We start from the raw sequence: 26,678 nt of genomic DNA on the forward strand, positions 1-26,678 counted from the left end.
CCCCTTGTCGGGCAACGGCGCCGAGACCGCGGTCGGTGTCGCGGAGCAGGCGGGCGGCGGTCAGCATGCGCCAGCGGGTCACGTAGGAAAGGGGCGGTTCGCCGACTGTCGCGGTGAAGCGGCGGGCGAGCGTGGCGCGGGAGACCCCGGCGACCTCGCTGAGATCGGGGACGGTCCAGGCTCGAGCCGGATCCTCGTGCACCGCACGGAGCACCGCGGCGACCGCGTGATCGGCGAAAGCGCCTGCCCAGCCGGAAGTTTGCGCGTCGGCCTGCTCGTCGAACCATGCGCGAAGGACGAACAGCAGCAGCGTCTCCAATATCGCGGGCACGGCGGCGTCGCTGCCCGGACGTGGCTCGGCGATCTCGGCGGCAAGCAGATCCACGGCGCCGCGTAGCGCGGGATGACGCCCCGGACGCGCGGGAAGATGGATGAACTCGGGCAGCTCGTCGAGGATCGGATGGCTGCGGCCTCGTCCGAGTTCGTAGGCGCCGCACAGCAGCACGGTCCGCACGCCCGGCCCCACGATCTCCCTCGGCTCGCCGGGCAGCGCGGTCTCGGTGACCGGACTGTCCAAGCTGTCGACCAGGTCGTGATCGGCGCCGCGCGGCATGAACAGCACGTCTCCGACGCCGAGCGCCATCGGCTCGCCATTCGGCGGCACCACCCAGCACGACCCCTGCAAGACCACGTGGAACCCGGCGCCGGGCACCACCGGATACCGGCGGCCCCACGGCGCGTGCCGGATGAACAGGCCGGAGGTCGGGCTGCCGGTGCGGATGGCCGCGATCGTCTCGCTCAGGATGTCCACGTAGTTACCATACACTCTTGGGATGAGCGTTTCAGACATCGTATCGAGCTATTTGGCCATGGATTGACTCGAACTTGAGCGATAGATTTCCAATCATGACATCGACCGAAGCCACCGCATACGCTCCGACGATCGCCGTGTACGGCGCCACCGGCCACACCGGTGGCTATCTGCTCACGGAACTGCGCCGCCGTGGACTCACCCCGATCCTGGTGGGCAGGGACGCGGATCGAATCCGCGCCGCCGCCGACGCGGCAGGCCTGTCCGACGCCGACGTGCGGGTCGCGGACCTGACCGACCACGCGACCCTCGTGGCGGCGTTCACCGGCGCCGACGTGGTGATCAGCAGCCTGCCCGCCTATGTGAACCATGGCGCCGCCGTACTCGGCGCGGCCATCGATGCGGGCGCGCACTACACCGACATGTCCGGTGAGCAGCCGTTCCTGAAACGGGTCTTCGACGAGTTCGGACCGAAGGCCGCGGCGGCGGGCGTCACCGTGGTTTCCGGCATCACCGACAGCAATGTGCCCGGCGACCTGCTCGCCTACCTCACCAGCCGCCGTGTCGCCGGACCGGCCGATGTGGTGCTGAGCCACCTCAGCAAGAGCGGGGGCAACGGTTCCAAGGGCAGCGCCAAGACGGTTTTCGCCAGCCTGGACTGGTTTCGCGGCGGCGGCTGGCACTACGCCGACGGCCAACTGCGCACCGGCGCGGCGGCGCGCCACGACAAGCTGACCTTCCCCGGCGACACCGAGCCGACCGCTGTCGCGAAATTCCCGCAGCCACCGGTCCTGACCATCCCGCGGCACTCGGACGTCTCCTACGTCGAGGGCGTGCTCGCCACGTCGATCCTCGACACGCTCAGCGGGTTCACCGCCGAGCTCATCGACACGCTGCCCGACGAGCCCAGCTCGGATCTGCACTACGACCTCGTGGTCGACGCGTCCGGGACGGACGGGCGCGTGGTTCGCGGCGTGGTCAGCGGCGTCGACTCCTACCGCGATTCGGCGCTGATGGCGGTGGAAACCGCTGTCCGGCTGGCCGGAGGAGCCGCCGTGCCGGGCGCGCTGGCTCCCGCCGAAGCCTTCGACGCGGTCGATTTCCTCGACGCGCTGGCACCGTTCGGCATCACCTGGCGGATCGAGGAAACCGGAGAACCGGCACCGAATCGGGCATAGTCGAACGATGACCGACAACCGACCGCCGCTCGCCGTCGCACTCGATCTCACGCCGCACCCCGAAGGGGGCTGGTACCGCCAAACTTGGCGCAGTCCGGTCGAATTCAGGCCCGACGGGTATGACGGCCCACGCGCGAGCGCGACGGCGATCTATTTCCTGTTGCTGCCCGGCGAGCAGTCGGCCCCGCACACGGTGCGCTCCGACGAGCTGTGGCTCTGGCATCGCGGCGGACCGCTGGCGCTGAACATCGGCGGCGAAGAAGTGATCCTCGGTCCCGGCCTGGAGCATGGTCAAGTGCTCCAGGCCGTGGTGCCGGGCGGCGTCAGCCAGGCGGCCCGGCCGGTGGGAGCGGACTATGTGCTGGTCAGCTGCATAGTCGCGCCCGGGTTCGACTTCGCGGATTTCCGGCTGGATTGATCGGGGTTCAGCGCACCGGCGCCGCGGAGAACGCGACGAGCTCGTGCGGATCGTGCGCACAGAACATCCGGACCCGGTCGCCGTGGTCAGCGCGCAATGTGCGCAGCCGCTCCAGATTCTCCACCCGCGCTTGCCCCAGCGTGCCCGCGATCACCTCGAAGAATCCGAGCGCGACCGGGGGACGCGCCTTCCCCGACTCGAGCTGCCGGTGGTGGAAATACGCGTCGCCGCAATGCAGCAGCCAACCGTCGCTCTGCCGGATCGCAACGCCGCTGTGCCCGCGCGTGTGCCCGATCAGGGGAACCAGCAGGATGTCTTCCAGCACCGGCACAGCGGTGAAGCCGAACCAGGAGTCGGCGCCGGTTTCGTGGGCGAGCCAGCGTGGCCCGTGCTCCCATTGGCGCGGCTGATAGCGCCGGCGCTCTCCGGCCGTCGGCCGCTGGGTCGCCGCGTCGAGCTCGTCGGCGAAGACGTGCACGGTGGCGTCGGGGAAATCGGACAGGCCGCCCGCGTGATCGAGGTCGAGATGGGTGAGCACGATATGGCGGACGTCCTCCCGCCGATACCCGAGCGCGCGAATCTGATGCAGCGCGGTGAGTTCCGGACGCAACCGCGGCCGCAGCAGCTGGGCGGTGCCGACGCCGAGCCTGCTCCGGTCGAGCACATCGCCCATACCGAATCCGGTGTCCACCAGCACCAGCCCGTCGTCGGTCTCGACGAGCAGGCAATGGCCGACCAGCCCGCCGGTCACCAGCCCACCGCTGCCGAGCAGCGCGCGCCCGCCGAACGGGCACATCGTCGCGCAGTCCAGATGGTGCACGAGCATCGCGGAAACTCCCTCCTACGGCGCTGGACGGAGCAGATCCGATCCGGCACGAAGGTCTTTGTCGTTCCGGTCAACGTAGCCGGATCGCGGCTGGCTCGCGACAGCTCGGCCGCCGCCACGGTGCTCAGCGCGTGCGCCGCTCACCCGAATACCGGCCCTATTCAGGGATTTCGAGCAGACCCTCTTCCACGGCCCAGGCGATGGTGCGCTCGAGCTGCGGGCACGATTCCGGCCGGCCCGGCCGGTAGCCGCTCGCGCTCAACTCGGCGAAGACCGGGCAGTGCTCGGCCGGATCGCCGGTCCACTGCACCGATGTCTGGTGCGAGCTGCTCTTGCGCACCAGCACCTGGCTCCGGCATGCCTGACACCGCAGCGGGGTCAGGCCGTCCTCGAGATACCGCTGTCTATCGGCCACGGTCTGGGCGCGCACTTCGGCTCGCAGATCCGGCTGGTCGGCGAAATCGGGTGCCTTCGCCCAGGTGGCCGCCATCAGACGCCCGCCTCGGCTTCCTCGGCCTCGCGCTTGCGCCGCAGGTTCTCGGCGACCTCGGCCTCCCACGCCTCGTTGGCCTTGGTGGTGTCCACTTCGAACTCGAAGCGCTGGGTCATCTTTTCGGTGACCTCGGCCAGGTCGACGTAGAACTGCTCGTACCAGCGACGCAGCTGGTAGACCGGCCCGTCCTCCTCGCACAGCAGGGGGTTCTCCACCTTGGACTTGTGCTTCCAGATCTCGACGTCTTGCAGGAAGCCGACGCTGATCCCCTCGGTCATCTTCTCGGCCAGCCGATCGGCCATCTCGCCGTCGACGCCCCTCGGCTTCTCCAGCGTGATCCCCCATTGCAGGACGAAGGAGTCCTGTGTAACCGGGTAGTGGCAGTTGATCAGCACGCTCTTGACCTCGTAACCGCTGTAGATGTTGATCAGCGGGTTGATCATGTACGAGGGGCCGTAATAAGACGCCTCGGACTTCAGCAGCGTGTCACCGCCGTACTTGGAGGCCATGCCGATGTCCGGCCTGCCCTTGGTCTCCAGGAACTGGGTGGCGATGTGGCCCTCGAAGACGTTCTTGAAGTAGGTCGGGAAGGCGAAATGGATGTAGAAGAAGTGGGCCATGTCGACCACGTTGTCGATGATCTCGCGGCAGTTGGCGCCCTCGATCAGCATCGAGTTCCAGGTCCAGTCGGTCCACCCGCCGTCGAGCTCCTCGGTGGGGTTGCCGCCGGCGTCGGTGTAGGGGCCCTTGATGTACGGAATGGTGACCTCGGGCGGCGGCTGGCTGCCTTCCACGTCGTGCCAGACGAACAGCTGACCGTTGCGCTCCAGCGTGGTCCACTTCCTGGTCCGCGCCAACGGCGGAACCCGGCGCGCGTACGGAATCGCGGTGCACTTGCCGCTGGTACCCGACCAGCGCCAGTCGTGGAACGGGCAGGCGATGTCGTCGCCCTTGACCTCGCCCATGGTCAGGTCGCCGCCCATGTGCCTGCAGTAGGCGTCGAGTACCCGCAGTTCTCCGCTGCTGTCGGCCCAGACGACGAGTTTGGTGCCGAAGACGTCGACCGCGTGCGGCTTGCCATCCCGGAACGTCTTGGCCAAACCCAGGCAATGCCATCCCCGCGCATACCGGGTGGGTACGGTGCCGACATCGAGCTCCCGGACCTTCGCACCGCTAACTGCCATCGCGATTCCTCCTCCTTCTGTACTAGAACACGTTACAAAACTGACGCCCTCGGCGCCAGCGATTCACCTCACTTCCTGCATGAGCGCAAGTCCGACCAGGGGTGAACACGGGTTCTCGACAGAAATAGGAACCTGTTCTAGTCTCAGAGGCAAATGACTATCGGTTATCAATCGACCAGGCAGGAGCGGGTCCCGAGATGACGCAAGAAGTGACCGAACGGGTCGAAGCGCTGTTGCCGACGCTGCGCGAACGCGCGCAGGAGGCCGAGGACCTGCGGCGCATCCCCGACGAATCCATGAAGGCGTTGCAGGAGACCGGCTTCTTCCGGTTGCTCCAGCCCAAACAGTGGGGCGGTCACGCCGCCGATCCGGTGGTCTTCTACGACACGGTGCGCAAGATCGCCAGCGCGTGCGGGTCCACCGGCTGGGTGGCAGGCATTGTGGGCGTGCACAATTGGCATCTCGCACTGTTCGCGCAGCAGGCGCAGGAAGACGTGTGGGGCGAGGACAACGAGGTGCGGATCTCCTCCTCCTATGCGCCTATGGGTGCGGGCACGGTCGTCGACGGCGGCTACATCGTCAACGGCGCGTGGGCCTGGTCGTCCGGATGCGATCACGCGACCTGGGCGGTGCTCGGCGGCCCGGTGATCAAAGACGGCAAGCCCGTCGACTTCGGCAGCTTCCTCATCCCGCGCGACGACTACCGCATCGATGACGTCTGGAATGTCGTCGGCCTGCGCGGCACCGGTTCCAACACCGTCGTGGTCAAGGACGTTTTCGTGCCGTCGCACCGATTCCTGAGCTTCCGCGCCATGAGCGAGTTGAAATCGCCTGGCCTGGAACAGAACACCGACCCCGTCTACAAGATGCCCTGGGGCACCATCCATCCCACCACCATCTCCACCCCGATCGTCGGCATGGCCTACGGCGCCTACGAGGCGCATGTCGAGCACCAGGGCAAGCGCGTGCGCGCGGCCTACGCGGGCGAGAAGGCCAAAGACGACCCGTTCGCCAAGGTGCGCATCGCCGAAGCCGCCAGCGACATCGACGCCGCTTGGCGGCAGCTGTCGGGCAACATCGCCGACGAATACGCGCTGCTGGTGGCGGGCAAGGAGATTCCGTTCGACCTGCGCGTGCGGGCCCGGCGCGACCAGGTGCGGGCGACCGGCCGCTCGATCGCGGCCATCGACAAGCTGTTCGAGAGCTCCGGCGCCACCGCGCTCGCGAACGGCACTCCGCTGCAGCGCTTCTGGCGCGACGCGCACGCCGGACGGGTGCACGCGGCCAACGATCCCGAGCGCGCGTACCTGATGTACGGCACGCACGAGTTCGGGCTCCCGGTCACCGACGGCATGGTGTAGGAGTCGACCGTGACCTCAACCGTGGAACTCACCGCCGAATCGACCTCCCGCTACGCGCAGGTGCGACCCGATCTGCGGCTGCACTATCACGAGGCCGGTGCCGGCAATGGGCCCACGATCGTGCTGCTGCACGGCGGCGGGCCCGGTGCGTCCTCATGGTCGAACTTCGCCCGCAACATCCCGGTGCTCGCGGAGCATTTCCATGTGCTGGCCGTGGACCAGCCGGGATACGGCCGCTCGGACAAGCCGACCGAGCATCCGCAGTACTTCGTGCACAGCGCATCCGCGCTGAAGGACCTGCTCGACCACTTGCAGATCACCTCGCGGGTGCACCTGCTCGGCAATTCGCTCGGCGGCGGCGCGGCGGTGCGGTTCGCGCTCGACTACCCGGATCGGGCCGGAAAGCTGATCCTGATGGGGCCGGGCGGCCTGAGCACCAACCTGTTCGCGCCGGACCCGACCGAGGGCGTGAAGTTGCTCGCCAAGTTCAACTACGAGCCGACCAGGGAGAACCTGGCGGCGTTCCTGCGCATCATGGTCTTCGACCAGTCACTGATCACCGACGAACTGATCGATGAGCGGTTCGCCTCGGCGAGCACATCGGAGGCGCTGGCCGCGACCCGCGCCATGGGCAAGTCGTTCGCGAGCGCCGACTTCGAGAAGGGGATGCTCTGGCGCGACGCCTACAAGCTGCGTCAGCCGGTGCTGCTGATCTGGGGTCGCGAGGACCGGGTCAACCCGCTCGACGGCGCGCTGGTGGCGACCAAGCTGATCCCGCGCGCGCAGTTGCACGTCTTCGGCGGGTGCGGACACTGGGCACAGCTGGAGAAGTTCCACGAGTTCAACCGGCTGGCCATCGATTTCCTCGCGGGCGTCAAGGAGAAGTGATGGGAATTCGCGCACTGGGATATCTGCGTATCGAGGCGACCGACATGGCCGCCTGGCGGGAGTACGGGCTGAAAGTCCTCGGCATGGTCGAGGGCAAGGGCGGCGATCCGGACGCGCTGTATTTGCGCATGGACGAGTTCCCGGCCCGGCTGGTGATCGTCCCCGGGGAGCAGGACCAGCTGCAGATCTCGGGCTGGGAAACGGCCAATGCCGCTGAGCTGCAAGACATCCGCAATCGACTGGACGCGGCGGGCGTGCCCTACAAGGAAGGCACCGCCGCAGAATTGGCCGATCGCCGGGTCTACGAGCTGATCCGCTTCGACGATCCCTCCGGCAACACGCTCGAGGCGTTCCACGGCGCCGCGCTGGAGCACCGCCGGGTGGTCAGCCCCTACGGGCACAAGTTCGTCACCGAGGAGCAGGGGCTCGGGCACGTGGTGCTCAGCACCAAGGACGACAAGGCGGCGCTGGAGTTCTACCGCGACGTCCTCGGCTTCCGGCTGCGCGACTCGATGCGGCTGCCACCGCAGATGGTCGGGCGACCCGCCGACGGCGAGCCCGCCTGGCTGCGCTTCTTCGGCTGCAACCCGCGCCACCACTCGCTGGCGTTCCTGCCCATGCCCACGCCGAGCGGCATCGTGCACCTGATGCTCGAGGTGCAGAACGCCGACGACGTCGGGCTGTGCCTGGACCGGGCGCTGCGCAAGAAGGTCAAGATGTCCGCGACGCTCGGACGGCACGTCAACGACAAGATGCTCTCCTTCTACATGAAGACGCCAGGCGGTTTCGACGTCGAATTCGGCTGCGAAGGCATGGAAGTGGACGACGAGGACTGGATCGCACGGGAGTCCACCGCCGTGAGTCTGTGGGGTCACGACTTCAGCGTCGGGCAGCGCCAGCAGTGACTGAGAGGGCGAGCGAAACGATGGGCTCGGACGGAGCCGGGATCGATGCACGGCAGTTCCGGAATGTACTCGGGCAGTTCTGCACCGGCATCACCGTGATCACCACCTTCGACGGCGACCAGGCACCGATCGGATTCGCCTGCCAGTCGTTCGCCGCCCTGTCCCTGGAACCGCCCCTGGTGCTGTTCTGCCCCACCAAGGCTTCCCGGTCCTGGGCGGCGATCGAGAAGTCCGGACGTTTCTGCGTGAACGTCCTCGCCGAGCAGCAACGCGAACTGTGCGCCCGCTTCGGCTCCCGCGAACCCGACAAGTTCGCCGAAGCCGACTGGCACACCTCCGAGCTGGAGCTTCCGGTCCTGGACGACGCCCTGGCCACCATCCAGTGCAAGGTCGACAGCGCCATCGACGGCGGCGATCACTACATCGTCATCGGCCGGGTCCAAGCCCTCTCCGAAACCACCACCACGGGCCGCCCCCTGCTGTTCTACCGCGGCCAGTACACCGCCATCGAACCCGAGAAGACCACCCCGGCCCCCTGGCGCGCCGACCTCGAACACTTCCTCACCACGACCACGTTGGATACCTGGTTGTAATGATTCGTGTAGCTCGACGTGCTACGTACGGCTACACTCGGACACATGAAGACGATCACCCAACGGGAGCTTCGCAACAACTCCGCAGCGGTCATGGACGCGGTGGAGGCGGGCGAAACGTTTCGCGTGACTCGGAACGGTGTAGAGGTCGCGGAGGTACGACCTGTCGCTAGGCGCCGCCGCCGCACCGCCGAGGAACTTGTCGAGCGGCACCGCAAGCTGCCGCCGGTAGATTATGCGCGCATGCGGCAGGAAGCCGACGAGTTCTTCGGCACCGAGGATCGTGTAGGGGACGATGATCCCTGGGCGGCACGTCCGTGAGCGATCGCCGTGAATCAGGCATCCTGGATACCTGTACCTATATCGACCTCCAGGTGATCGATCCGGAATTGCTCCCGGAGTTTCCCGAGATCACTGCCATCACGCTGGCCGAGCTGAACCAAGGCGTTGCCATGGCCAAAGACGCCGCAACCCGGGCCGCCCGGTCCGAGCAGCTTGGAGCTGCCATCGTCGACTTCGATCCGCTGCCGTTCGACGAGGAGGCCGCGACACGATACGGCACACTGGTTGCACTTACCATTGCCGCTCAGCGTGATCCCCGCCCGCGTCGGATGGATCTACTCATAGCCGCTATCGCGTCGGCGCGCGGACTTGCGCTCTACACACGCAACAGCAAGGACTTCCGCGGGCTGGAGAGCATGGTCGACATCGTCGGGCTGTAAGGGGGGATCAGCTACCAGCGACAGTTCCGCTTCTCCTCCAGCAATTCCAGATCAAACGCGCCGTCGGCGACAGCATCCTGCAGACGTGCAAGAGATCGGCGCCGAGTTTCGCGCATCCGTCGCATCGTTTCAGGGGCGGTGCGGGCAGCGTCGTAGTCCATCCTCACTATGATGCCCGGTTCAGAAGCGCATCAGACCGGAATCGCGCGCCGGGCACAGACCCAGTGAGCCGCTCGCGTTCGATCGGCAACAATGCTCGCGCCCCACCGAGCTGCCCAATTCGGAGTCCCGTCGGTCAAGCACGACCGCCGTTCCCGCTGACAGCGACGATGCCGTCGCACAAAGTGCTCAATTGATGAGCACTTCTACGCGGAGGATGAGGAGAGGACCAGCACCAAGAGGGAGATCCAGCATGGACCAGTTCGATGGCACCGAAATCCTCACCTGCGCCGACCGAACCCAGTGGGAGAGTTGGCTCGCCCGGAACCACGACCGCGCCACGGAGGTCTGGCTGAAGATCGCGAGGAAGAGCGCGGCGGGTACGACGATCACCATCACCGAGGCGCTCGACGGCGCACTGTGCTTCGGCTGGATCGATAGCCACCGGCGCGGCTTCGACGCCGACCACTACCTCCAGCGGTACTCGCCGCGCCGTCCGAAGAGTCCGTGGTCCCAGGTGAATGTCGCCAAAGCGGAGGCACTCATCGCCTCGGGGCGCATGCGCTCCGCGGGTTTCGCCGCTATCGCCGTGGCACAATCCGACGGCCGCTGGTCTGCCGCCTACGAGCCCCAGCGCACTGCCACCTGCCCCGCCGACCTCGCCGCCGCCTTGTCCGAGAACCCCGGCGCCCGCAGCAGATTCGACCAACTCGACCGCAGCGGCCGGTACGCGTTCTACCTGCGACTGATGAAGTCGCGGACGCCCGCCGAGCGCGCCACCCAGCTGCGCCGGGTCCTCGCGGAACTGAGCGACTAGTGAGCCTGATTCCCGCAGCGTCCCAAGAGGTTTCGTGCCCGACCCGGCCCAACCGTGCTGTGCGCCCCCAATTCGACCGGGTTGTGCCCCCTGAACCTCGCTATCTAGTTTGGATAGGGAAAACAGAGTCGGGTCTGCGAAGGAAGCCAATGCTCGCCAACTGGATCGGCTGTGCCCACGTGATTCCGACCATGCGCCGCGTGCGCACGACAGCCGCCACGCTCTGCTCGCTCGCCGTGCTGTCCGCGACGGCGGCGGTCTCGACCGCGAATGCCGACGAGATCGACCGGACTGCGGGCGCCACAACGGAACTGGGTTCGGTGGTCAGCTCGCACGGGTTCGCCGCGGGTTGGGGCGGCATCGAATCGGCCCGCATCATCGAGTACGTCACCGAGGGACCGACCGGCGCGCCGACGACGGCGACCGGCATTCTCGCGACGCCGGCCGGAAACCCACCGCCGGGTGGCTGGCCGGTCGTCGCATGGACGCACGGGACGACCGGCCTCGGCCCCACCTGCGGGATCAGCACTAATGCGAAGGCCGACGCTCCTCATGTGCGACGACTGCTCGACCGGGGCTATGCGGTCGTCGCGCCGGATTACGTCGGCCTCAGCGCGGTCGCGACCACCGTCCATCCGTACCTGCACTCGCGCACCGAGGCCACGGCGACAGTAGACCTCGTGCGTGCCGCCCGCCGCGTCGAACCCGCGCTAGCGACGAGATGGGCGGTGGCCGGAGTCTCCCAGGGCGGGCATGCCGCGCTCAATACCGGCAATATCGCCGACCGCTACGCTCCCGAACTCGATTTCCGCGGCACCGCGGCATTCGCGCCCGCATCCAACCTCGAGAAGATCTTCGTTCTGGCCGGTCCGTATGTCCCCACGGTGCCCGGCTTCGAAGGTCTCACCGCGACATTCGCCGCCGTGCTGGACGGAGTGCGCCTCGGTGCGCCCGACGCCGTGGCGGCCGTACTGACACCCACCGGGACGGACGCGCTCGCTCGCATCGACCGTCGGTGCGAACCTGAATGGAAGGCAGCTGTCGCCGGTATCACGGTCGGGTCGATGCTCAACCGGCCGGTGGCGGGCAGCCCCTTGGCCGACGCCATCACCCGATACATGCGGGTGCCGACCTCCGGATACCGCCAGCCGCTGTTCATCGCGCACGGATCCGCCGACCGGGACGTTCCCATCCCGATCACGCATGTGTTGCTCGCCCAATTCAAGGACGGCGGAACGCAATACGAGTTCCACACCTACGACACCGATCACGGCGGAATCGTCGAGGCCGCCTTTCCGGATGTGCTGTCCTTCATCGCCGGTGTTCTCCCGCACGCGTGAGCAGCCTCCGGACTACCTCGCGAGGTCTCGAAAAGGGTGAGACCGCCGCCGGGTGTGACGATCCTGGTCATCGGCGACCAGCACTGGCGCGGAACCGGCGTCAGGCGGGCCGGAAACGCAGCGTGACGTCGCCGAGGACCGGTGCGTCGTCGCGCTCCACGACGGTCGCCGCGATGGTGAGGGTGTCGTCCTGCCGCCAGATGCGGGTGCGGATCGTTTCGCCGGGGAAGAGCACGCCCGCGAATCGCGCGCGGAATCCGGTGACCCGGCTCGCGTCGGCGTCCAGCACGGTGTCGGTCGCGGTCTTGCAGACGATGCCATAGGTACACAGTCCGTGCAGGATCGGCGCGGGAAACCCAGCGGCGCGGGCGAATCCGGGATCGGAGTGCAGCGGGTTGCGGTCACCGCACATCCGGTAGAGCAGCGCCTGCTGCGGCAGCGTAAGCGTGGTGACGTCGAAATCCGGTGCGCGGTCCGGCAACTCGGTCTTGGTGCTGGGTCCGCGCTCGCCGCCGAAACCGCCCTCGCCCTTGGCGAAGATCGATGACCGCGCCGTCCACAGCGGCGCTCCGTCGGAACCGGTGACGGTGTGCTCTTGGACGACCACCGCGGCCGAGCCCTTGTCCCAGATCTCCGCAATGCGGCCGGCGCCGGTCGCCTTGCCCGCGGCCGGGATCGGCCGGTGCACCTCGATCTCCTGGTGGCCGTGTACCACTTTCGCCAGATCGATATCGATGCCGGGAAAGCTCACCTTCGGCGGCTCGGTCTCGTGCAGCGTCGGTGCGACGGTCGCGAACGTCGGCAGCACCTGCGGTTCCCGGTCGTCGAGGTAGCGCAGCTCCGCCGCGTCGGTCCAGCGTGCACCCGCGCCGAGACCGAGCTGGTAGAGCTGCACGTCCGACGGCGTCCAGGCGAATTCCCGGCTGGGCAGCTGCGCGCCGAGCGCGATCTTCGGGTCGATGGGCATCAGAACTCCTTGTGCATGATTGTGGACGAATCCGGGCTGCCCGTGTCGCGCCCGGACGGCACCGGATCGTCGTGTCGCGGACCTGCCGCCACGGATTGATCCTGCGGGCCGTGACGCCGGCTCGGCTCCGCTTGTGTCCGTTCCGCGGGGCGATTCGGACCGTGTGGCCAAGTGTGGGCATACGGCGACCGAGCGCGCGGACGAGTGGGTCGCGGAGTCGCTCGCGGGGCGCACGACAGCCGCGTCCATTGCGCATTACGATGCGGCTGTGTCCGTGACCTGCTGCCGGTCATGTTCGACGACGCGGCCACCGCGGCCGATGCGGATGACGCCGAGCATGTGCAGCGGCACCCGGCCGCCGAGCCGTGGCCCGCCCGCGACATCACCTCAGGCCCCGGCCGTAGCCGCGGCGGGCTGTTCTTTCTTGCGCTTGGCGATATCCAGCACCGCCAGGTAGCCGAAGGTGATTGCGGGGCCGATGGTGGCGCCGGGGCCCGCATAGGTGTGGCCCATGACGGGCGCGCTGACATTGCCAGAGGCGTAAAGGCCGTCGATGACCGTCTCGTCCTCACGCAGCACCCGGCCCGCGGTATCGGTGACCAGGCCGCCCTTGGTGCCGAGATCGCCGGGCACCATCTTCGCCGCGTAGAACGGCCCCTCCACCAGCGCCGCCAGGCACGGGTTCGGCTTGACGGTGGGGTCGCCGTAGTACTTGTCGTAGGCGCTGTCGCCGCGGTGGAAGTCCTCGTCCACGCCGGTCGCCGCGAAGCCGTTGAACCGTTCGACGGTCGCGGCCAGGTTATGCTCCGGCACGCCGATCTTCGCGGCCAATTCGGCCAGCGTGGGCGCCTGCACGATGAGGTCGTTTTCCATCCAGCGGGACGGAAACCGCTGGCCGGGCTGCAACCCCGCGAAGATGTAGCGGTTGCGGTAGCGCTGGTCGAACACCAGCCAGGCGGGGACGTTCTCGCCGGGGCCATCGCCCTGGCCGTACTCGCCGCCGTACATGGTGTGCACGGCCTCGACGTAAGGAGCGGACTCATTTCCGAAACGCTTCCCGTCGGCGTTCACCATGACGCAGCCCGGCAGATTGCGCTCCGCGAGGCAGAACCAGGGCTTGCCGCCCTTGAAGATCGTCGGTCCCCACCAGGCGTCGGCCATCATGTCGACGGCGGCGCCGAGTTCGAGACCGGCGTTGATGCCGTCGCCGGTGTTGGCGGGCGCGCCGGTGGTCCATTCGGTGCTGATCGGCTCGCGCTGGTAGGCGTGCCGCATCTGCGCGTTGTGCTCGAAGCCGCCGGTGGCCAGCACGACGCCGTAGCGAGCCGCGAAACGGACGGTCTCCCCCTCGTGTTCGGCCTCGACGCCGGTGACCTGGTCGTCCTCGACGATCAGCCGGGTCAGCGGGGTGTTCAGCAGCAGCGGCACGTCCGCGTCCAGCAGGCCCTTGCGCAGCGCGGCGGCCAGCGCCTGCCCCATGCCGAGCAGATGCTTGCCGGTGATCCGGGCCCAAGTGGTGCGCATGCCGACCCGCATGGCCCGCAACATGCCGCGCGGATGCCGCCGGATGAGGTTGAGCTGCTTGAAATCGGCCTGGGTGACCACGACGTTCAGCGGGGTCTTGCTGTAGGGCGGTTCCAAATCGAAGCGCTCCGCGCCGAGGACTTTGGCGTTGAACGGCCTCGGTTCGCATGAGCGTCCCGCGGCGCGACCGCCCGGCGCCTCGGGGTAGTAGTCGGAGTAGCCCGGCACCCAGCGCATCTTCAGCGGCGTGTGGTCGAGCACGAAGTCGAAGGCTTCGGCGCCGCGGTCGATGTAGGTGTCGATGCGTTCGGAGGGTACGACGTCGCCGATGATGCTGTGCAGGTAGGTCCGCGCGTCCTCGCGGTCGTCGGGCCGACCGGACGCGCGCAGCGCCTTGTTGCCCGGGATCCACACACCGCCGCCGGAGCGCGCGGTCGACCCGCCGTAGTGCGCGGCCTTTTCGATGACCACCACGCTCAGCCCGTGCTGGGCCGCGGTGAGGGCGGCGGTCATGCCGGCGGCGCCGCTGCCGACCACCACCACGTCGTATTCCCGATCAGTCATGTAGAACACGTTATAGAATGGACGCGCCATTGGTCTATGTTGTGTGGCAGAAGACTTGCTCGACGTGCCATTTGTCGAGGAAACTTGTTTCAGTTTCAGACCGGAGTGGAGGACATGGGCCTCGAATGGGACCTGGCCACCGACGTTGTCGTGGTCGGATACGGCGCCGCGGGTGCGGCGGCCGCGCTGGAGGCGACCGCGGCGGGCGCGCAGGTGCTCGTGCTGGAGCGGTTCGCCGGCGGCGGTGCGTCGGCGCTGTCCGGCGGCATTATTTACGCGGGCGGCGGCACCTCGGTGCAGCGGGCGGCGGGAGTCGAGGACACTCCCGAAGCGATGTACGCCTATCTGGAGCGCGAGGTCGGCGACGCGGTCACTCCCGAGACGCTGCGCCGGTTCGTCGAGCAGAGCCCGGCGCTGATCGAGTGGCTGAAGGGGCACGGCGTTCCGTTCGAAGCCTCGCTCTGCCCGTACAAGACCTCCTATCCGAACGATCGCTACTACCTGTACTACTCCGGCAGCGAGATCTCCGGCGCGTTCCGGGACATCCCGGCCGCCCAGCGCGGACATCGGGTGAAAGGCCGGGGTACCTCGGGCAAGAAGCTCACCGGCCCGCTCGCCGCCGCCGCGTCCCGGCTCGGCGTGCGGGTGGAAACCCTCACGCGAGCGACCCGATTGATCACCGACGGCGCCGGCGCGGTGATCGGCGTGGAGTGCCATACGCTGCGTGACGCGCCCGGACGAGTGCGGGATCGCTACACCCGGATCGCGAATATCGCGGCGAAGCCGGGCATCTACTACCCACCGCTGCGCCGGCGGCTGGAACGGCGGTTGGCCGGGCTGGAACGCCGCTACGGCACCACGATTCGCGTCCTGGCCAGGCGCGGGGTGGTGGTCAGCGCGGGCGGGTTCATCGCCAATCGCGACATGGTGCGGCTGTACGCACCCGCCTACCGCGGCGGTCTCGCGCTCGGCACCACAGGTGACGACGGCAGCGGCATTCTCATGGCACAGCAGGCCGGCGCGGCCGTCGACCGCATGGACAACGTCTCCGCATGGCGATTCCTCCTGCCACCGAGCGCTTTCACCGGCGCGCTGCTGGTGGACGCCGCGGGGAGCCGGGTCATCGACGAGACACGCTACGGCGCCGCCGTCGGTCACGCGCTGATCACCGAGCACGGCGGCAAGGGCTGGCTGCTGGCCGACGACGCGTTGATGCGCTCCGCGATCAGGCAGATCGGCAAGCAGGGCGCATGGTTCCAGCGCGGCCAGTTCGAGGCCATGCGGCGTACCGCGATCCGGGGCGCCACGCTGGAAGAAGCCGCGGCCGAAGCGGGTATCGACCCCGCTGGGTTGCGCGCGACGGTCGAGGCGCACAACACCGCGATCGAGACCGGCGCCCCCGATCCGGTCGGCAAGCCCGCCGAATACACCCAACCGGTCGGGACCGGCCCGTTCTGGCTGTTGGATGTGGGCATCAAACCGAGCCTGACCAATCCGTGCCCCATGCTCACCCTCGGCGGCGTCGTCGTGGACGAGCTGTCGGGCGCGGTCAAATCGACCGAGGGCAAGGACATTCCGGGGCTTTTCGCGGCAGGCCGCACCGCCATCGGCATCTGCTCGAAGTCCTACGTCAGCGGTCTGTCGCTGGCCGACTGCGTCTTCTCCGGCCGCAGGGCAGGCCGGTCCGCGGCGGGCGAGCAGGTCTCGGCGCTCGATCAAGCAACTGTGGAAGGAAACTAGCGTGCTCTCCGACGCGGTACGAACCGAACTGGCCGACGAACTCGAGCGCGCCGAGCGCGAGCGGGTGCCGATCGATCCGCTGATCGCCAGGCACCCCGGCATCGACGTGGTGGACGCCTACGAGATCCAGTTGATCAACATCCGGCGCAGGCTCGACGGCGGCGCCCGCGTTGTCGGGCACAAGGTGGGCCTGTCCTCGAAGGCTATGCAGCAGATGATGGGCGTCGACGAGCCCGACTATGGGCATCTGCTCGCGGAAATGGAAGTCTACGAAGACGTTCCGGTCGAAGCGGGCCGCTACCTGTTCCCCCGCGTCGAGGTGGAGGTCGGTTTCGTGCTCGGCGCCGACCTGCCGGGAGCGGACTGCACCGAGGCGGACGTGCTCGCCGCGACGGTCGCCTTCGCGCCCGCGATCGAGCTGATCGACTCGCGGATCAAGGACTGGAACATCGGCTTGGCCGACACCATCTCCGACAACGCGTCCTCCGCCGGGTTCGTGCTCGGCGCCGGGCGGGTCGCGCCCGCGGACATCGACGTCAAGGCGATCGACGCGGTGCTCACCCGCAACGGCGAGGTGGTCGCCGAGGGCCGCAGCGACGCCGTGCTCGGCGATCCCGTGATAGCGGTCGCCTGGCTGGCGCGCAAGGTCGCGACCTTCGGCGTCCGGCTGAAAGCGGGAGACATCGTGCTGCCCGGCTCGTGCACCCGTGCCATCGACGCCCGTCCGGGCGACGCGTTCCACGCCGAGTTCGCCGGACTCGGTTCTGTCCGTCTGCAATTCACCTAGGGAGGCTGTCGTGTCCGCGAACAGGACCGTCACCGCCGCGATCGTCGGGTCCGGCAATATCAGTACCGATTTGCTCTACAAACTGCTGCGCTCGGAGAAGATCCAGCCGCGCTGGATGATCGGGATCGATCCGGACAGCGAGGGTCTGAAGCGGGCCCGCGGGCTGGGGCTGGAGACCTCGCACGAGGGCGTCGACTGGCTGCTCGGACAGTCCGAACTGCCGGATCTGATCTTCGAGGCGACCTCGGCCTACGTGCACCGCGCCGCCGCTGCGCGTTACGCCGAGGCGGGCATCCGCGCGGTCGACCTCACACCCGCCGCGGTCGGGCCCGCCGTGGTGCCGCCGGTGAACCTCGGCGCCAACCTCGACGCGCCGAACGTCAACATGATCACCTGCGGCGGGCAGGCGACCATCCCGATCGTCGCCGCGGTATCGCGGGTGGTCCCGGTGCCGTACGCGGAGATCGTCGCGTCGGTGTCGTCGGTGTCCGCGGGACCGGGAACGCGCGCGAACATCGACGAGTTCACCAAGACCACCAGCCGTGGCGTGGAGACCATCGGCGGTGCGCAGCGCGGCAAGGCGATCATCATCCTGAATCCGGCCGAGCCGCCGATGATCATGCGCGACACCATTTTCTGCGCCATCCCCGACGACGCCGATACCGACGCGATCGCCGACTCCATCCATCAGATGGTCGCCGACATCCAGCAGTACGTGCCCGGCTACCGGCTGCTCAACGAGCCCCAGTTCGACCAGCCGTCGGTGGTGTCCGGCGGCATGGCCAAGGTGTCGGTGTTCGTCGAGGTGGAGGGCGCGGGCGACTTCCTGCCGCCGTACGCGGGCAACCTCGACATCATGACCGCCGCCGCCACCCAGGTGGGCGAGGTCATCGCGGAACAGATCGCCTCGGCCCGGGTGTAAAGGAGCTATCGACATGGTCTATTCAGCAGAACTCGATATCCGCGTCACCGACACCTCGCTGCGTGACGGATCGCATCACAAGCGCCATCAGTTCACCGCCACCGAGGTCCGCGACATCGTGGCCGCGCTGGACGGCGCGGGTGTGCCGGTGATCGAGGTGACCCACGGCGACGGCCTGGGCGGCTCGTCGTTCAACTACGGCTTCTCCAAGACGCCGGAACAGGAACTGGTCACCATCGCCGCCGAGACGGCCAAGCGGGCGAAGATCGCCGTGCTGATGCTGCCCGGCGTCGGGGTGAAGGAAGACATCAAGGTCGCGCAGGACAACGGCGCGTCCATCTGCCGCATCGCCACCCACTGCACCGAGGCCGACGTGTCGATCCAGCACTTCGGCCTCGCACGCGAACTCGGCTTGGAGACCGTCGGCTTCCTGATGATGTCGCACACCCAGCCGCCGGAGGTGCTGGCCGAGCAGGCGCGCATCATGGCCGACGCTGGTTGTCAGTGCGTGTACATCGTCGACTCCGCCGGAGCCCTGGTGCTGGAGCAGGTTTCCGACCGCGTCGCCGCACTGGTCGCCGAACTCGGCGATGACGCTCGAGTCGGTTTCCACGGTCACGAGAACCTCGATCTGGCAGTGGCCAACTCCGTCTACGCCATCCGCGCCGGCGCCACCCAGATCGATGGCAGCGCACGCCGTTTCGGTGCGGGCGCGGGCAATACGCCGGTCGAAGCGCTGGTCGGCGTGTGCGACAAGCTCGGCATCAAGACGGGCATCGATTTCTTCGCCATCGCCGACGCCGCCGAGGACGTCGTCCGCCCCGCGATGCCCCAGGAATGCCTGCTCGACCGCCAAGCCCTGATGATGGGTTACGCGGGCGTCTATTCCAGCTTCCTCAAGCACGCCGAACGGCAAGCCGAGCGCTACGGCGTATCCGCCGCTGAGATGCTCGTCCGCGCGGGCAAGCGCAAGCTCGTCGGCGGGCAGGAAGACCAGCTCATCGACATCGCCCTGGAATTGCAGCGAGAGAAGGCGACAGTCACCGCCTGATCGGCGACACGCGGGCCGCGAACGGATCACCCACCGTCCGCGGCACGTTCGTCGACTCGGAGCTCGCGTTCACAGCCACTCGTCGAGCTGTTCCCACGTCATCTTCATTTCGAACGGGTCGATGATCGCGAGTGCCAGCGAATCGGCACTGCGGAACGACACATACTCCGAGACGTACCGCCCGTCGGCTCGCAGTCTGAGTCGTTCGATCGATATCGCCGGTCCATCGTCGTCGGCCATCCGAACTATCCAATAGTTCGGGATACCGGCCTTCGCATACACAACACGCTTCTCGTCCGTGTCGGCCGACACAGTGTGGTCGGAAACGATCTCGACCGCGATCAGCACATCGGAGGCAAAGGGTTTCCTGCGCCAGCGTCCGGTTCTGTCGTCGGGAAGACACCGGTACACGACGACATCCGGCCGCCGGAAGTGAAACGGAACCTCGGTGAGAAGCACGTCGAGTTCCATCCGGACCCGATGGCAACTGGCGCGGGCCGCGTCATGGCCACGCGCAGCTGTACCGAGCGCGTTGGCGAGGCTCTGTGCGATGGCCTGGTGGTCCGGCGTGTGAGATTCGCACAACACGATCATCCCGTCGACGACCTCGACCATTCGCGACAGATCCTCGGGCATGGTCGAGTACATCTCAAGGCTCACGGGTGATATCGCGGCTGCCTGTCGCACCCAGGACCAGTCGTACGCCCCTGTCATTACGACCAACCTCTGCTCGCCGGATCAGGTCAGGGCGATTCTTCCACGGCTCAGCTCACTGCCACCAGCATTGCCGGGTTGAGCTCAGACCCCGGTGAGGACCGTGGTCATTGTCCGCCATGCGGTCGAAGTTCCCGGTCACTGGATGAGCGACGTGCCGCAGCACCCTGGATCACCAGGGCGAACAGCACCACGATCAGGATCGGCGCGACCAGGGGCGTCCAGGAAAGGTGCAGCGGGATCAGTGCGGCGCCCACCGCGACCGCCGCGAAGCCGACCGCGCCGACCACGGACGGGATGGTGGTGGGGACCACCCCGTGCGGGGCGGTCACCGTGGCGGCATTGAGCAAATACGTCGTTGCTACCAATCCCGTTGCGGCGGAAGCGAGTACGCCCGCGTCGGCGACCGTGAGCACGCCGAGTGCGAGCAGCACCGCGCACACCGCCATCGGCCGGTACCACCAACCGAGCGCGACCAGGATCAGGGCAGGAACGCCGACCCACGGCTCCAGCAGCGCCACCGACGCCACCAGCAGCACCCCGGAGAGAACGGCGAGAAATCGGGTCATCGGCGCACCCGCACCATCCTGCGATGCTCCGGGAGCACGCGCATGATCTGATCCAGGCGGGCATCCTGCGGCCAGGCAACGATGTCGACGCCGACGGTGCCCATGTCCCGGTACATCGCGGCGCGCTCCAGTTGCCACATCCTGGCCAGGATCGGGTCTAGGTCCTCGCGGAACGGGGTACCGCGCAGGACGTCCACCACGACCACCACGTGCCCGCGCTTGCGCAGGTCGATCAGCGCGAGCGCGAACTGCGTGTCGAGCAGCGTGGAGAACGCCACCACGATCGCCCCCGGTGGCACGGCCGCGTGCGGCGCGAGGGTGCCGGTGGTCGGAATGTGCTCGTCGCCGACGTCGAGCACGGTGTCGACGATGCGGTAGAACTGGCGGCGGCCGATATCCGGCCGCAGCCAGCGCGGCGCCTGACCCAGGCACACCACCGCGGTCCGGTCGCCCAGCTGCAACGTCGACTGCACCACCTGCGCGGCGCCGCGCACCGACAACTCCAGCGAGTCGGTGGCCGGGCCCGGTGCCTGCTGCGAGGTGTCCACCAGCACGACGACATCGGCGGAACGATTGGTCAGTCGCTCGGTGACATACAGTCGCCCGCGCCGCGCGCTCACCGGCCAGTTCACGATGCGCAGCTGGTCGCCGGGCGCGTAGGCGCGGATGTCGGCGTACTCGACGCCGGGGCCGTGCCTGCGGGTCAGATGGGTGCCCAGCCGCTCGGGAAGCTCGGTGCGCGGCAGCCGCATCCGCTGTGGATCGGTGATCGGGTAGACGAACAGCTCACCCGCGGGCAACACCGCCGTCGCGATCGCGAGTCCCGCCGGGCTCAGCGCCGACACCCGCACCGAGACGGGATACCGGCCCCACCGATCCGCCGTGAGAGCCAGGCGCAGCCCGGCCGGCACGACGCCGGAATCGACGGCCTCCTCTACCCGGAGTCCCAGCGCCGGCGCACCCTGCGGTTTCAGCCGCAGCAGCGCATGCCCCTTCTCCACGAAGGCGGCGACGGTGAGCGTCACCTCCTCGGATTCGAAACAGCGCAGCGTGCCGCCGCCGTCGATCTGGATCCTGGTCGCGGACTGCTGCCACGGCGCGGTGGCCAGCACGCCGAGCAGCGGCGCGGCGAACACGATCAGCTGCCACCTGCCCAGGATCACCGCCAGCACCAGAGCCGCCGCGGCGCACACCGCGAGCATGAAGACCAGTGGTGCGGGCCGCCACCGCAATTCGGCGTCGACCGCGGCGCTGGCGTCGCGATGCCTCATGTCACGCTGGCGCGCGGGACCGGCAGACGGCGCAGGAGTTCGGTGATCACGTCCTCGCCGCGGATGCGGCGTACCCACATCTCCGGCCGCAGCGTGATCCGGTGCGCCATGGCCGGAACGGCCAGCGCCTTAACGTCTTCGGGGACCACGTAGTCGCGGCCGAGCAGCAGCGCCCGCGCCCTGGACATCTGCACGAGATCGAGCTCGGCGCGCGGGCTGGCGCCGACCTCCACCTGGGGATGTCCCCTGGTCGCCGCGGCCAGCGCGACGACGTAGCTCACCACGTCGGGGTGCACGGTCACGTACTCGACCGACTGCCGCATCTCCAGCAGGCCGTTCCCGTCCACGACCTGGTTGATCTGCGGTTGCTGCGCGCCGCGCTCCAGCCGCCGCCGGATCATCTGGGTCTCGTCCTGTTCGGACAGATAGCCCAGCCGCAGCTTGATGGCGAACCGGTCCAGCTGGGCTTCCGGCAGCGGGTAGGTGCCCTCGTACTCGATCGGGTTGTCGGTGGCCAGCACGACGAACGGCTGCGGCAGCACGAAGGTCTCGCCGTCGATGCTGACCTGTCCCTCCGCCATCGCCTCCAGCAGCGCGGCCTGGGTCTTCGGCGGGGTGCGGTTCACCTCGTCGGCCAGCAGCAGGTTGGTGAACACCGGCCCGCGCCGGAAGGTGAACCGGCCGGAGGACATGTCGTAGATGGTCGAGCCGAGCAGGTCGGCGGGCAGCAGGTCGGGGGTGAACTGCACCCGGGTGAACTGCAACCCGAGCGCGGCAGCGAACGACCTCGCGATGAGCGTCTTGCCGAGGCCGGGCAGGTCCTCGATCAGCACGTGTCCGCCGGACAGCACCGCGATCATGATCAACTGCAACTCGTCCTGCTTGCCGACGACGACCCGGGACAGCTCCCTGAGCACGGCATCGCTACGCTGGACGGTGACATCCATCGGCATCGTCATTTGTGTACTCGCACTTGCCTCAACCCATTTCACATTCTTTGCAGGCGGCTCAGGATCTCGTCCAGCGCCGCCCGTCCCGGTGCCCTGCTGGTCTGATCACGCAACGACGAATTGGCCGGATCCACCCAGCGCCAGAGTTCGGGGCCGAATTGGTGGATACCCGCCGCCTCGACCGCCCTGCGGTTCTTCGCCACCCGCTGGCCGGTGGACAGCTCGAACTCCTTGGCCAGCAACGGGCGCAAGTGTCGGTCCCACTCGGCCCGGGTGCCGTCCGCGCGGTCCGCGAGCATCTGCGCCCTGGCGTGCCAGCGCTGCAGCATCTCCGCGGGACCGTTCTCCATCTCGTCGATTTCCGGTTCCTCCCCGGCGCCGGACCGGTCCAGCAACGACCAGACCAGCCAGCCCAACGCCACCGCAACCGGGATACCCGCGACGACCAGCAGCAACCCACGCGCTCGCTGCACGGCCACCAGCTCGACCACCGCGACGACGATCACGCAGGTGATCACGGCCGCCACCCGGGTCATGCCGAATCCTTTCGCGCACGACCGGGAACCATGCGTGGTGACGCGAGCCGCCTCCGGGCCTGACCGGTCGCGCGGCGCCCTTTCCGGCACGGCCAGCAGCCAGGCGTGCTCATGCAGGCCGCAGTCGGGATCTGTCCGGTCACGCGGGGACCTCCCCTTGCAGATCGGCAAGCACGATCCGCAGCAGTTGCTGGGCACGCATGCGTTGCCACTCGAGCATGGCGTGCGGACTGAATCTGGCCTCCTCGAACAGCGCGACCAACTCGCGCGCGGACGCATCGTGCAGCGCGCCGCGTTCGAACGCGCGGGCGAGCACCTCCATCGGAGTGTCCGAGACCAGCGGAGCGGCGGACCGGTCGGTGGCGAGGCCGCGCTCCATCGCGACATAGCAGGCGATGATCGCGGTGCGGGGGTCCTGGCCGGGCGCGTTCATCGCGGCGAGGCCCATCTCGGCCGCGCGAGCCAGCGAGTCCACGACGGTGGGGGTAGCAGGGGCGGCGGACCCAGCAGCGGGCACCGGTTTGCGCCGGGAGGCCACCGTCACCACCACCAGACCGGTCAGGGCGACCGTCAAAAGCCCTGCCGCGGCGATACCGGCCAGCACCAGCGCCATCCCGGTCAGTTCCGATGACTCCGGACCGGGCTCGGCCGGTGCGGGTGTCCCGAACTCCGGCGGGGCACCCGTCGTGGTGGCGGGCGCGGGCGGTCGCGCGGGCTCGCTCGGAGCGCTCGCGCCGATGAAATAGATCGCGGTCCCGGCGGCGACCAGCAGGGCGATCATCGCGAGCGCACCGAGCACCGCCAAGCCCACCCGCCCGAGGCGCCACTGCTGGCGCTCTTCCGCACGTTCCGGCTCGGGCATGGCCAGCGGGAGGCGATGCTGGCTGGCGATCACGCCCGCCAGCAGGATCACCATGGACACGGTCAACAAGACCGGCATCAGCGCGACCGATACGGCGGAAGGAGCGCGCCGTTGCGGCTCGGTTTCGATAATTCCTGGGATGTATCCCCGCAGGGTGAAGACGGCAAGAGCCAGCAGCGTGATCAGCACGATCACGCGCGATATCGGCGCTCGCGCCCGGGCCACTGCGTTACCACCACATCTGAGTACTCCACAAAGCAGCCACATAGTTACATGCCAAGCGGTCCGCTCGGGATGGAATCGAATACTTCGGAGTTCCTCCTCTTAAACCGCGCCGTTAGTGGGGACATCGCAACGCGTCACGGGAACTGCGGCTACCGAACCATGTCGGGTGCGCGTTGGGACAATTCACAAAGTCGGCTTGCTAAACGTGAGATATCCGGCACTCCGCGTACGTCCTGGACGAGCACATGTAGCGGCGCCTGCGCGACCACGGTGAGTTCACAGGCGGCGTCATAGAGAACATCGATCACGTTCACCAACCGCATCGCCTGATCCGGCGGAACTTCATTCAGCAGCGGGATATCTCGGATTCCCCAGCGCTGAAAACGTTGGGCGAGTTCGACATAATCGGCCGCGGAGGTCGGGACACTGCACAGATCGGCGAAGTCGATGACAAGGGAGTCGTCGGCGGCAATGGCGCGCAATCTCCGTGCGCCGATGAATACCTCGACGGCAGGCTCGTCTTCCGTACCGCATCAGGGTTCTCGGCGCCGCAGGAGACCGCAGCCTCGGCACCGCGCAGCGTGCATTGCCCTGGGTCCACGATGTACTGCCCGGCCGCGAATCCCCCTCGCGAATCGTTGCGGGAGTTCAGAGCGCGATAGTCGATCGGACCGTCGACCGACACCACCTCCATGTGCACCAGAATGCGTTCGATCGTCGGCACGAACCGGTCGTGGAACAACGGATTGGGCAGTAGCTCATGCGGCGGATAGTTCGACGTCACCACCAAGACGACGCGACGGTCGAACAGCGCGTCCAGCAGCCGCGCGATCAGCATCGCGTCGCCGATGTCTACATTTGCAGAGGACGACCCGACCGGCCTGCGCCAGTTGAGGGACGTATCACGACCAACCACGCTCGGAATACCACTCACCGCGGGCGCGCCCACGAATCGCCGCCAACGGGTATTCGATGATGTCGTCCGGCAACTCGTCCAGCGGAAACCAGCGCAGCTCGTAGCAGTTGTCCGGCTCGCGGTTGACCGGCTCGCCGAGCCAGCGGGATGTCTCCAAGAACAACCCGAGCCGTGGTTCCCGACCGGCCGCGACCACATGCGCGACGTGCACGAAGCTCAGGTCATTCGGATCGATGTCGACCCCGGTCTCCTCACGCGCCTCGCGGACCGCCCCTGCCGTCACCGACTCCCCCACCTCCAGCCGGCCCGCCGGGAGATGCCACCGTCCGTCGAACTCGTCCTGGCTGCGCCGTCTGCTCAGCAACAGCTCGCCGCCCCGAACCAGCAGAACGTGGACGTCCACCAGGTGACGATCGGTCATCGGACACCTCCGGTCGGCGACAGTGCTGCCGCTCCAACCTACGCCGCAGCCAGCACGAGTCCGCCTCAGCATCGGTATACTGGCGGGTATGACTGCCACGACCATCAAGGTGCCCAAGGCCACCCGTGACCGGCTGCACCGGTTGGCGGCGGCCCATGGTTTGACGCTCGCCCAGCAGATCGACAAACTCATCGACGAGAGCGCACCACGCCCCAAGCCCACCATCGGCGGGTACCGCAGCGACCGCCCGCTCAGCGCGGAAGAGATCGACGCCGAGTTGTCGCGAGGTTTCGGCGAGTGACCGTACTCGTGGTCGACACCAGCGCCATCCTTGCGGCCTTCGACGAGTCCTATCCAGAGCACACCGACATCGCGCGAATCCTCACCAGCCACAACGACTTGCTGGTCGTATCGCCACTCATCGCGGCCGAAGCCGACTACATGCTGGCGGCACGGCTCGGCACCCGGGCGGCACGTGACTTCGCGCGCGATATCGCAACTGGCGCCTACGAATTGGCCGAATGGACCTCGGAAGACCATGGCGAAGCATTGGAACTTACCCGGCGCTTCGGCAATCTGAAGGACTACATCGGAATCGCGGACGCGTCGAACGTCATACTGGCCGACCGGTATAGGACAACAACGATCGTCACTCTCGATCAACGGCATTTCCGTCGGCTCGTCCCATTGTGGGGTGCGGCGGCTTTCACTCTGCTCCCCTACGACACCGTCTGAGCCGACGAGCCATTATATGGCCAGCAGAGGCCGTGCGGCTCAGTTGGCGCTGAGTATCAGGCCGGAGGTCGGTACGCCGGTACCTGCCGTGACCAGGATGTTCTCCAGGTTCTCGACCGGGTTGACCGAGGTGCCGCGGATCTGCCGGACGGCTTCGGCGATGCCGTTCATGCCGTGGATGTAGGCCTCGCCGAGTTGTCCGCCGTGGGTGTTCAGCGGCAGGCGTCCG

Annotated in this window: 32 protein-coding genes and 1 pseudogene; 16 read left to right on the forward strand and 17 right to left on the reverse strand. The window is 67.8% G+C overall.

What is annotated here, in order from left to right:
- On the reverse strand, positions 1-811 hold an 811-nt coding region (locus NA4_RS18585), incomplete at its 3' end, for an AraC family transcriptional regulator (RefSeq protein WP_067471220.1).
- A gap of 95 nt (positions 812-906) precedes the next feature.
- On the opposite strand from NA4_RS18585, the gene NA4_RS18590 reads away from it, so the two are divergent.
- The gene (locus NA4_RS18590) at positions 907-1,989 is read left to right on the forward strand and encodes a saccharopine dehydrogenase NADP-binding domain-containing protein (protein ID WP_067471171.1); all 1,083 of its coding nucleotides are present in this window, start codon (positions 907-909) and stop codon (positions 1,987-1,989) included.
- A 7-nt stretch (positions 1,990-1,996) separates the two neighbouring features.
- Complete coding sequence (locus NA4_RS18595) at positions 1,997-2,407, forward strand: cupin domain-containing protein (protein ID WP_067471173.1); 411 nt, start codon at positions 1,997-1,999, stop codon at positions 2,405-2,407.
- 7 nt (positions 2,408-2,414) lie between these two features.
- Here the strand turns inward: NA4_RS18595 and NA4_RS18600 are convergent, their stop codons facing one another.
- From NA4_RS18600 to NA4_RS18610, 3 genes are all read right to left on the reverse strand, one after another.
- Positions 2,415-3,233 carry an MBL fold metallo-hydrolase gene (locus NA4_RS18600; protein WP_067471175.1) on the reverse strand — a complete coding sequence of 273 codons (819 nt, stop codon included), beginning with the start codon at positions 3,231-3,233 and terminating at the stop codon, positions 2,415-2,417.
- Between the two features lie 157 nt (positions 3,234-3,390).
- Positions 3,391-3,723 carry a hypothetical protein gene (locus NA4_RS18605; RefSeq protein WP_084497215.1) on the reverse strand — a complete coding sequence of 111 codons (333 nt, stop codon included), beginning with the start codon at positions 3,721-3,723 and terminating at the stop codon, positions 3,391-3,393.
- Positions 3,723-4,910, reverse strand: a complete 1,188-nt coding sequence (locus NA4_RS18610) for a 3-ketosteroid-9-alpha-monooxygenase, oxygenase component (RefSeq protein ID WP_067471177.1) — start codon at positions 4,908-4,910, stop codon at positions 3,723-3,725. The genes NA4_RS18605 and NA4_RS18610 overlap by 1 nt, the downstream gene beginning before the upstream one ends.
- Before the next feature lie 197 nt (positions 4,911-5,107).
- Between NA4_RS18610 and hsaA the strand changes: the two genes are divergently transcribed.
- The 6 genes from hsaA to NA4_RS18640 are packed head-to-tail and all read left to right on the forward strand — an operon-like array spanning position 5,108 to position 9,379.
- Entirely contained in the window at positions 5,108-6,271 is a 1,164-nt protein-coding gene (gene hsaA / locus NA4_RS18615; protein WP_067471180.1) for a 3-hydroxy-9,10-secoandrosta-1,3,5(10)-triene-9,17-dione monooxygenase oxygenase subunit, read from the forward strand.
- Positions 6,272-6,280: 9 nt separating this feature from the next.
- Complete coding sequence (gene hsaD, locus NA4_RS18620) at positions 6,281-7,159, forward strand: 4,5:9,10-diseco-3-hydroxy-5,9,17-trioxoandrosta-1(10),2-diene-4-oate hydrolase (protein ID WP_067471182.1); 879 nt, start codon at positions 6,281-6,283, stop codon at positions 7,157-7,159.
- On the forward strand, positions 7,159-8,064 hold the full coding sequence (gene hsaC, locus NA4_RS18625) for an iron-dependent extradiol dioxygenase HsaC (RefSeq protein WP_067471184.1): 906 nt from the start codon (positions 7,159-7,161) through the stop codon (positions 8,062-8,064). The genes hsaD and hsaC overlap by 1 nt, the downstream gene beginning before the upstream one ends.
- 20 nt (positions 8,065-8,084) lie before the next feature.
- Positions 8,085-8,657, forward strand: coding sequence for a 3-hydroxy-9,10-secoandrosta-1,3,5(10)-triene-9,17-dione monooxygenase reductase subunit (hsaB, locus tag NA4_RS18630; protein WP_067471185.1), 573 nt, complete (start codon positions 8,085-8,087; stop codon positions 8,655-8,657).
- Positions 8,658-8,702: 45 nt separating this feature from the next.
- Positions 8,703-8,978, forward strand: coding sequence for a type II toxin-antitoxin system Phd/YefM family antitoxin (locus NA4_RS18635; protein WP_067471187.1), 276 nt, complete (start codon positions 8,703-8,705; stop codon positions 8,976-8,978).
- Entirely contained in the window at positions 8,975-9,379 is a 405-nt protein-coding gene (locus tag NA4_RS18640; protein ID WP_067471189.1) for a type II toxin-antitoxin system VapC family toxin, read from the forward strand. The genes NA4_RS18635 and NA4_RS18640 overlap by 4 nt, the downstream gene beginning before the upstream one ends.
- 11 nt (positions 9,380-9,390) lie before the next feature.
- Here NA4_RS18640 and NA4_RS40505 read toward each other — a convergent pair whose 3' ends face one another.
- Positions 9,391-9,540, reverse strand: coding sequence for a hypothetical protein (locus NA4_RS40505; RefSeq protein ID WP_157129122.1), 150 nt, complete (start codon positions 9,538-9,540; stop codon positions 9,391-9,393).
- A 251-nt stretch (positions 9,541-9,791) separates the two neighbouring features.
- Here NA4_RS40505 and NA4_RS18645 point away from each other — a divergent pair, with 251 nt between their 5' ends.
- Together NA4_RS18645 and NA4_RS18650 are read left to right on the forward strand one after the other, a co-directional pair.
- Entirely contained in the window at positions 9,792-10,355 is a 564-nt protein-coding gene (locus NA4_RS18645) for a YdeI/OmpD-associated family protein (protein ID WP_067471190.1), read from the forward strand.
- Between the two features lie 149 nt (positions 10,356-10,504).
- Positions 10,505-11,695, forward strand: a complete 1,191-nt coding sequence (locus NA4_RS18650) for a lipase family protein (protein WP_084497216.1) — start codon at positions 10,505-10,507, stop codon at positions 11,693-11,695.
- Positions 11,696-11,795: 100 nt separating this feature from the next.
- Here NA4_RS18650 and chsH3 read toward each other — a convergent pair whose 3' ends face one another.
- Positions 11,796-12,662, reverse strand: coding sequence for an enoyl-CoA hydratase ChsH3 (gene chsH3, locus NA4_RS18655; protein ID WP_067471193.1), 867 nt, complete (start codon positions 12,660-12,662; stop codon positions 11,796-11,798).
- A 387-nt stretch (positions 12,663-13,049) separates the two neighbouring features.
- Entirely contained in the window at positions 13,050-14,750 is a 1,701-nt protein-coding gene (gene kstD, locus NA4_RS18660; protein ID WP_084497220.1) for a 3-oxosteroid 1-dehydrogenase, read from the reverse strand.
- Positions 14,751-14,864: 114 nt separating this feature from the next.
- Between kstD and NA4_RS18665 the strand changes: the two genes are divergently transcribed.
- From NA4_RS18665 to dmpG, 4 genes are read left to right on the forward strand one after another with little or no spacing between them, the layout of a single operon-like run.
- Positions 14,865-16,490 carry an FAD-binding protein gene (locus NA4_RS18665; RefSeq protein ID WP_067471228.1) on the forward strand — a complete coding sequence of 542 codons (1,626 nt, stop codon included), beginning with the start codon at positions 14,865-14,867 and terminating at the stop codon, positions 16,488-16,490.
- 1 nt (position 16,491) lies between these two features.
- On the forward strand, positions 16,492-17,277 hold the full coding sequence (locus tag NA4_RS18670; RefSeq protein ID WP_067471195.1) for a 2-keto-4-pentenoate hydratase: 786 nt from the start codon (positions 16,492-16,494) through the stop codon (positions 17,275-17,277).
- Positions 17,278-17,287: 10 nt separating this feature from the next.
- Positions 17,288-18,199: an acetaldehyde dehydrogenase (acetylating) gene (locus tag NA4_RS18675; RefSeq protein ID WP_067471197.1), complete on the forward strand. Its 912-nt coding sequence runs from the start codon at positions 17,288-17,290 to the stop codon at positions 18,197-18,199.
- Positions 18,200-18,212: 13 nt separating this feature from the next.
- Positions 18,213-19,250: a 4-hydroxy-2-oxovalerate aldolase gene (gene dmpG, locus NA4_RS18680; RefSeq protein WP_067471199.1), complete on the forward strand. Its 1,038-nt coding sequence runs from the start codon at positions 18,213-18,215 to the stop codon at positions 19,248-19,250.
- 69 nt (positions 19,251-19,319) lie between these two features.
- Here dmpG and NA4_RS18685 read toward each other — a convergent pair whose 3' ends face one another.
- The 9 genes and pseudogenes from NA4_RS18685 to NA4_RS18720 all read right to left on the reverse strand — a co-directional run bounded on the left by NA4_RS18685 (position 19,320) and on the right by NA4_RS18720 (position 25,714).
- On the reverse strand, positions 19,320-19,910 hold the full coding sequence (locus NA4_RS18685) for a Uma2 family endonuclease (RefSeq protein ID WP_169811065.1): 591 nt from the start codon (positions 19,908-19,910) through the stop codon (positions 19,320-19,322).
- Positions 19,911-20,071: 161 nt separating this feature from the next.
- A complete protein-coding gene (locus tag NA4_RS18690; protein ID WP_067471203.1) occupies positions 20,072-20,533 on the reverse strand; it encodes a hypothetical protein in 462 nt (153 codons plus the stop codon).
- Positions 20,530-21,804: a DUF58 domain-containing protein gene (locus tag NA4_RS18695; protein ID WP_067471205.1), complete on the reverse strand. Its 1,275-nt coding sequence runs from the start codon at positions 21,802-21,804 to the stop codon at positions 20,530-20,532. The genes NA4_RS18690 and NA4_RS18695 overlap by 4 nt, the downstream gene beginning before the upstream one ends.
- Entirely contained in the window at positions 21,801-22,763 is a 963-nt protein-coding gene (locus NA4_RS18700; protein ID WP_067471207.1) for an AAA family ATPase, read from the reverse strand. Before NA4_RS18700 ends, NA4_RS18695 begins: the two co-directional genes overlap by 4 nt.
- A gap of 29 nt (positions 22,764-22,792) precedes the next feature.
- Positions 22,793-23,290, reverse strand: coding sequence for a hypothetical protein (locus NA4_RS18705; protein ID WP_067471209.1), 498 nt, complete (start codon positions 23,288-23,290; stop codon positions 22,793-22,795).
- Positions 23,291-23,429: 139 nt separating this feature from the next.
- Positions 23,430-24,347 carry a DUF4129 domain-containing protein gene (locus NA4_RS18710; RefSeq protein ID WP_084497218.1) on the reverse strand — a complete coding sequence of 306 codons (918 nt, stop codon included), beginning with the start codon at positions 24,345-24,347 and terminating at the stop codon, positions 23,430-23,432.
- 179 nt (positions 24,348-24,526) lie between these two features.
- On the reverse strand, positions 24,527-24,859 hold the full coding sequence (gene zapE / locus NA4_RS43275; protein WP_157129123.1) for an AFG1/ZapE family ATPase: 333 nt from the start codon (positions 24,857-24,859) through the stop codon (positions 24,527-24,529).
- A 212-nt stretch (positions 24,860-25,071) separates the two neighbouring features.
- A pseudogene (gene zapE / locus NA4_RS43280) lies at positions 25,072-25,215 on the reverse strand (AFG1/ZapE family ATPase); the annotation flags it as partial.
- A gap of 64 nt (positions 25,216-25,279) precedes the next feature.
- A complete protein-coding gene (locus NA4_RS18720; RefSeq protein WP_067471214.1) occupies positions 25,280-25,714 on the reverse strand; it encodes an NUDIX hydrolase in 435 nt (144 codons plus the stop codon).
- 88 nt (positions 25,715-25,802) lie between these two features.
- Between NA4_RS18720 and NA4_RS18725 the strand changes: the two genes are divergently transcribed.
- Positions 25,803-26,015 (forward strand): hypothetical protein, encoded by a 213-nt coding sequence (locus NA4_RS18725; protein ID WP_067471216.1) that lies wholly within the window; start codon positions 25,803-25,805, stop codon positions 26,013-26,015.
- Entirely contained in the window at positions 26,012-26,449 is a 438-nt protein-coding gene (locus tag NA4_RS18730; protein WP_067471218.1) for a PIN domain-containing protein, read from the forward strand. Before NA4_RS18725 ends, NA4_RS18730 begins: the two co-directional genes overlap by 4 nt.
- Before the next feature lie 39 nt (positions 26,450-26,488).
- On the opposite strand, the gene NA4_RS41425 is transcribed toward NA4_RS18730, so the two are convergent.
- A partial coding sequence (locus NA4_RS41425; RefSeq protein ID WP_444980039.1) for a thiolase C-terminal domain-containing protein occupies positions 26,489-26,678 on the reverse strand: 190 nt, incomplete at its 5' end.

Source organism: Nocardia amamiensis NBRC 102102 (assembly GCF_001612745.1).
Classification (GTDB): Bacteria; Actinomycetota; Actinomycetes; order Mycobacteriales; family Mycobacteriaceae; genus Nocardia; species Nocardia amamiensis.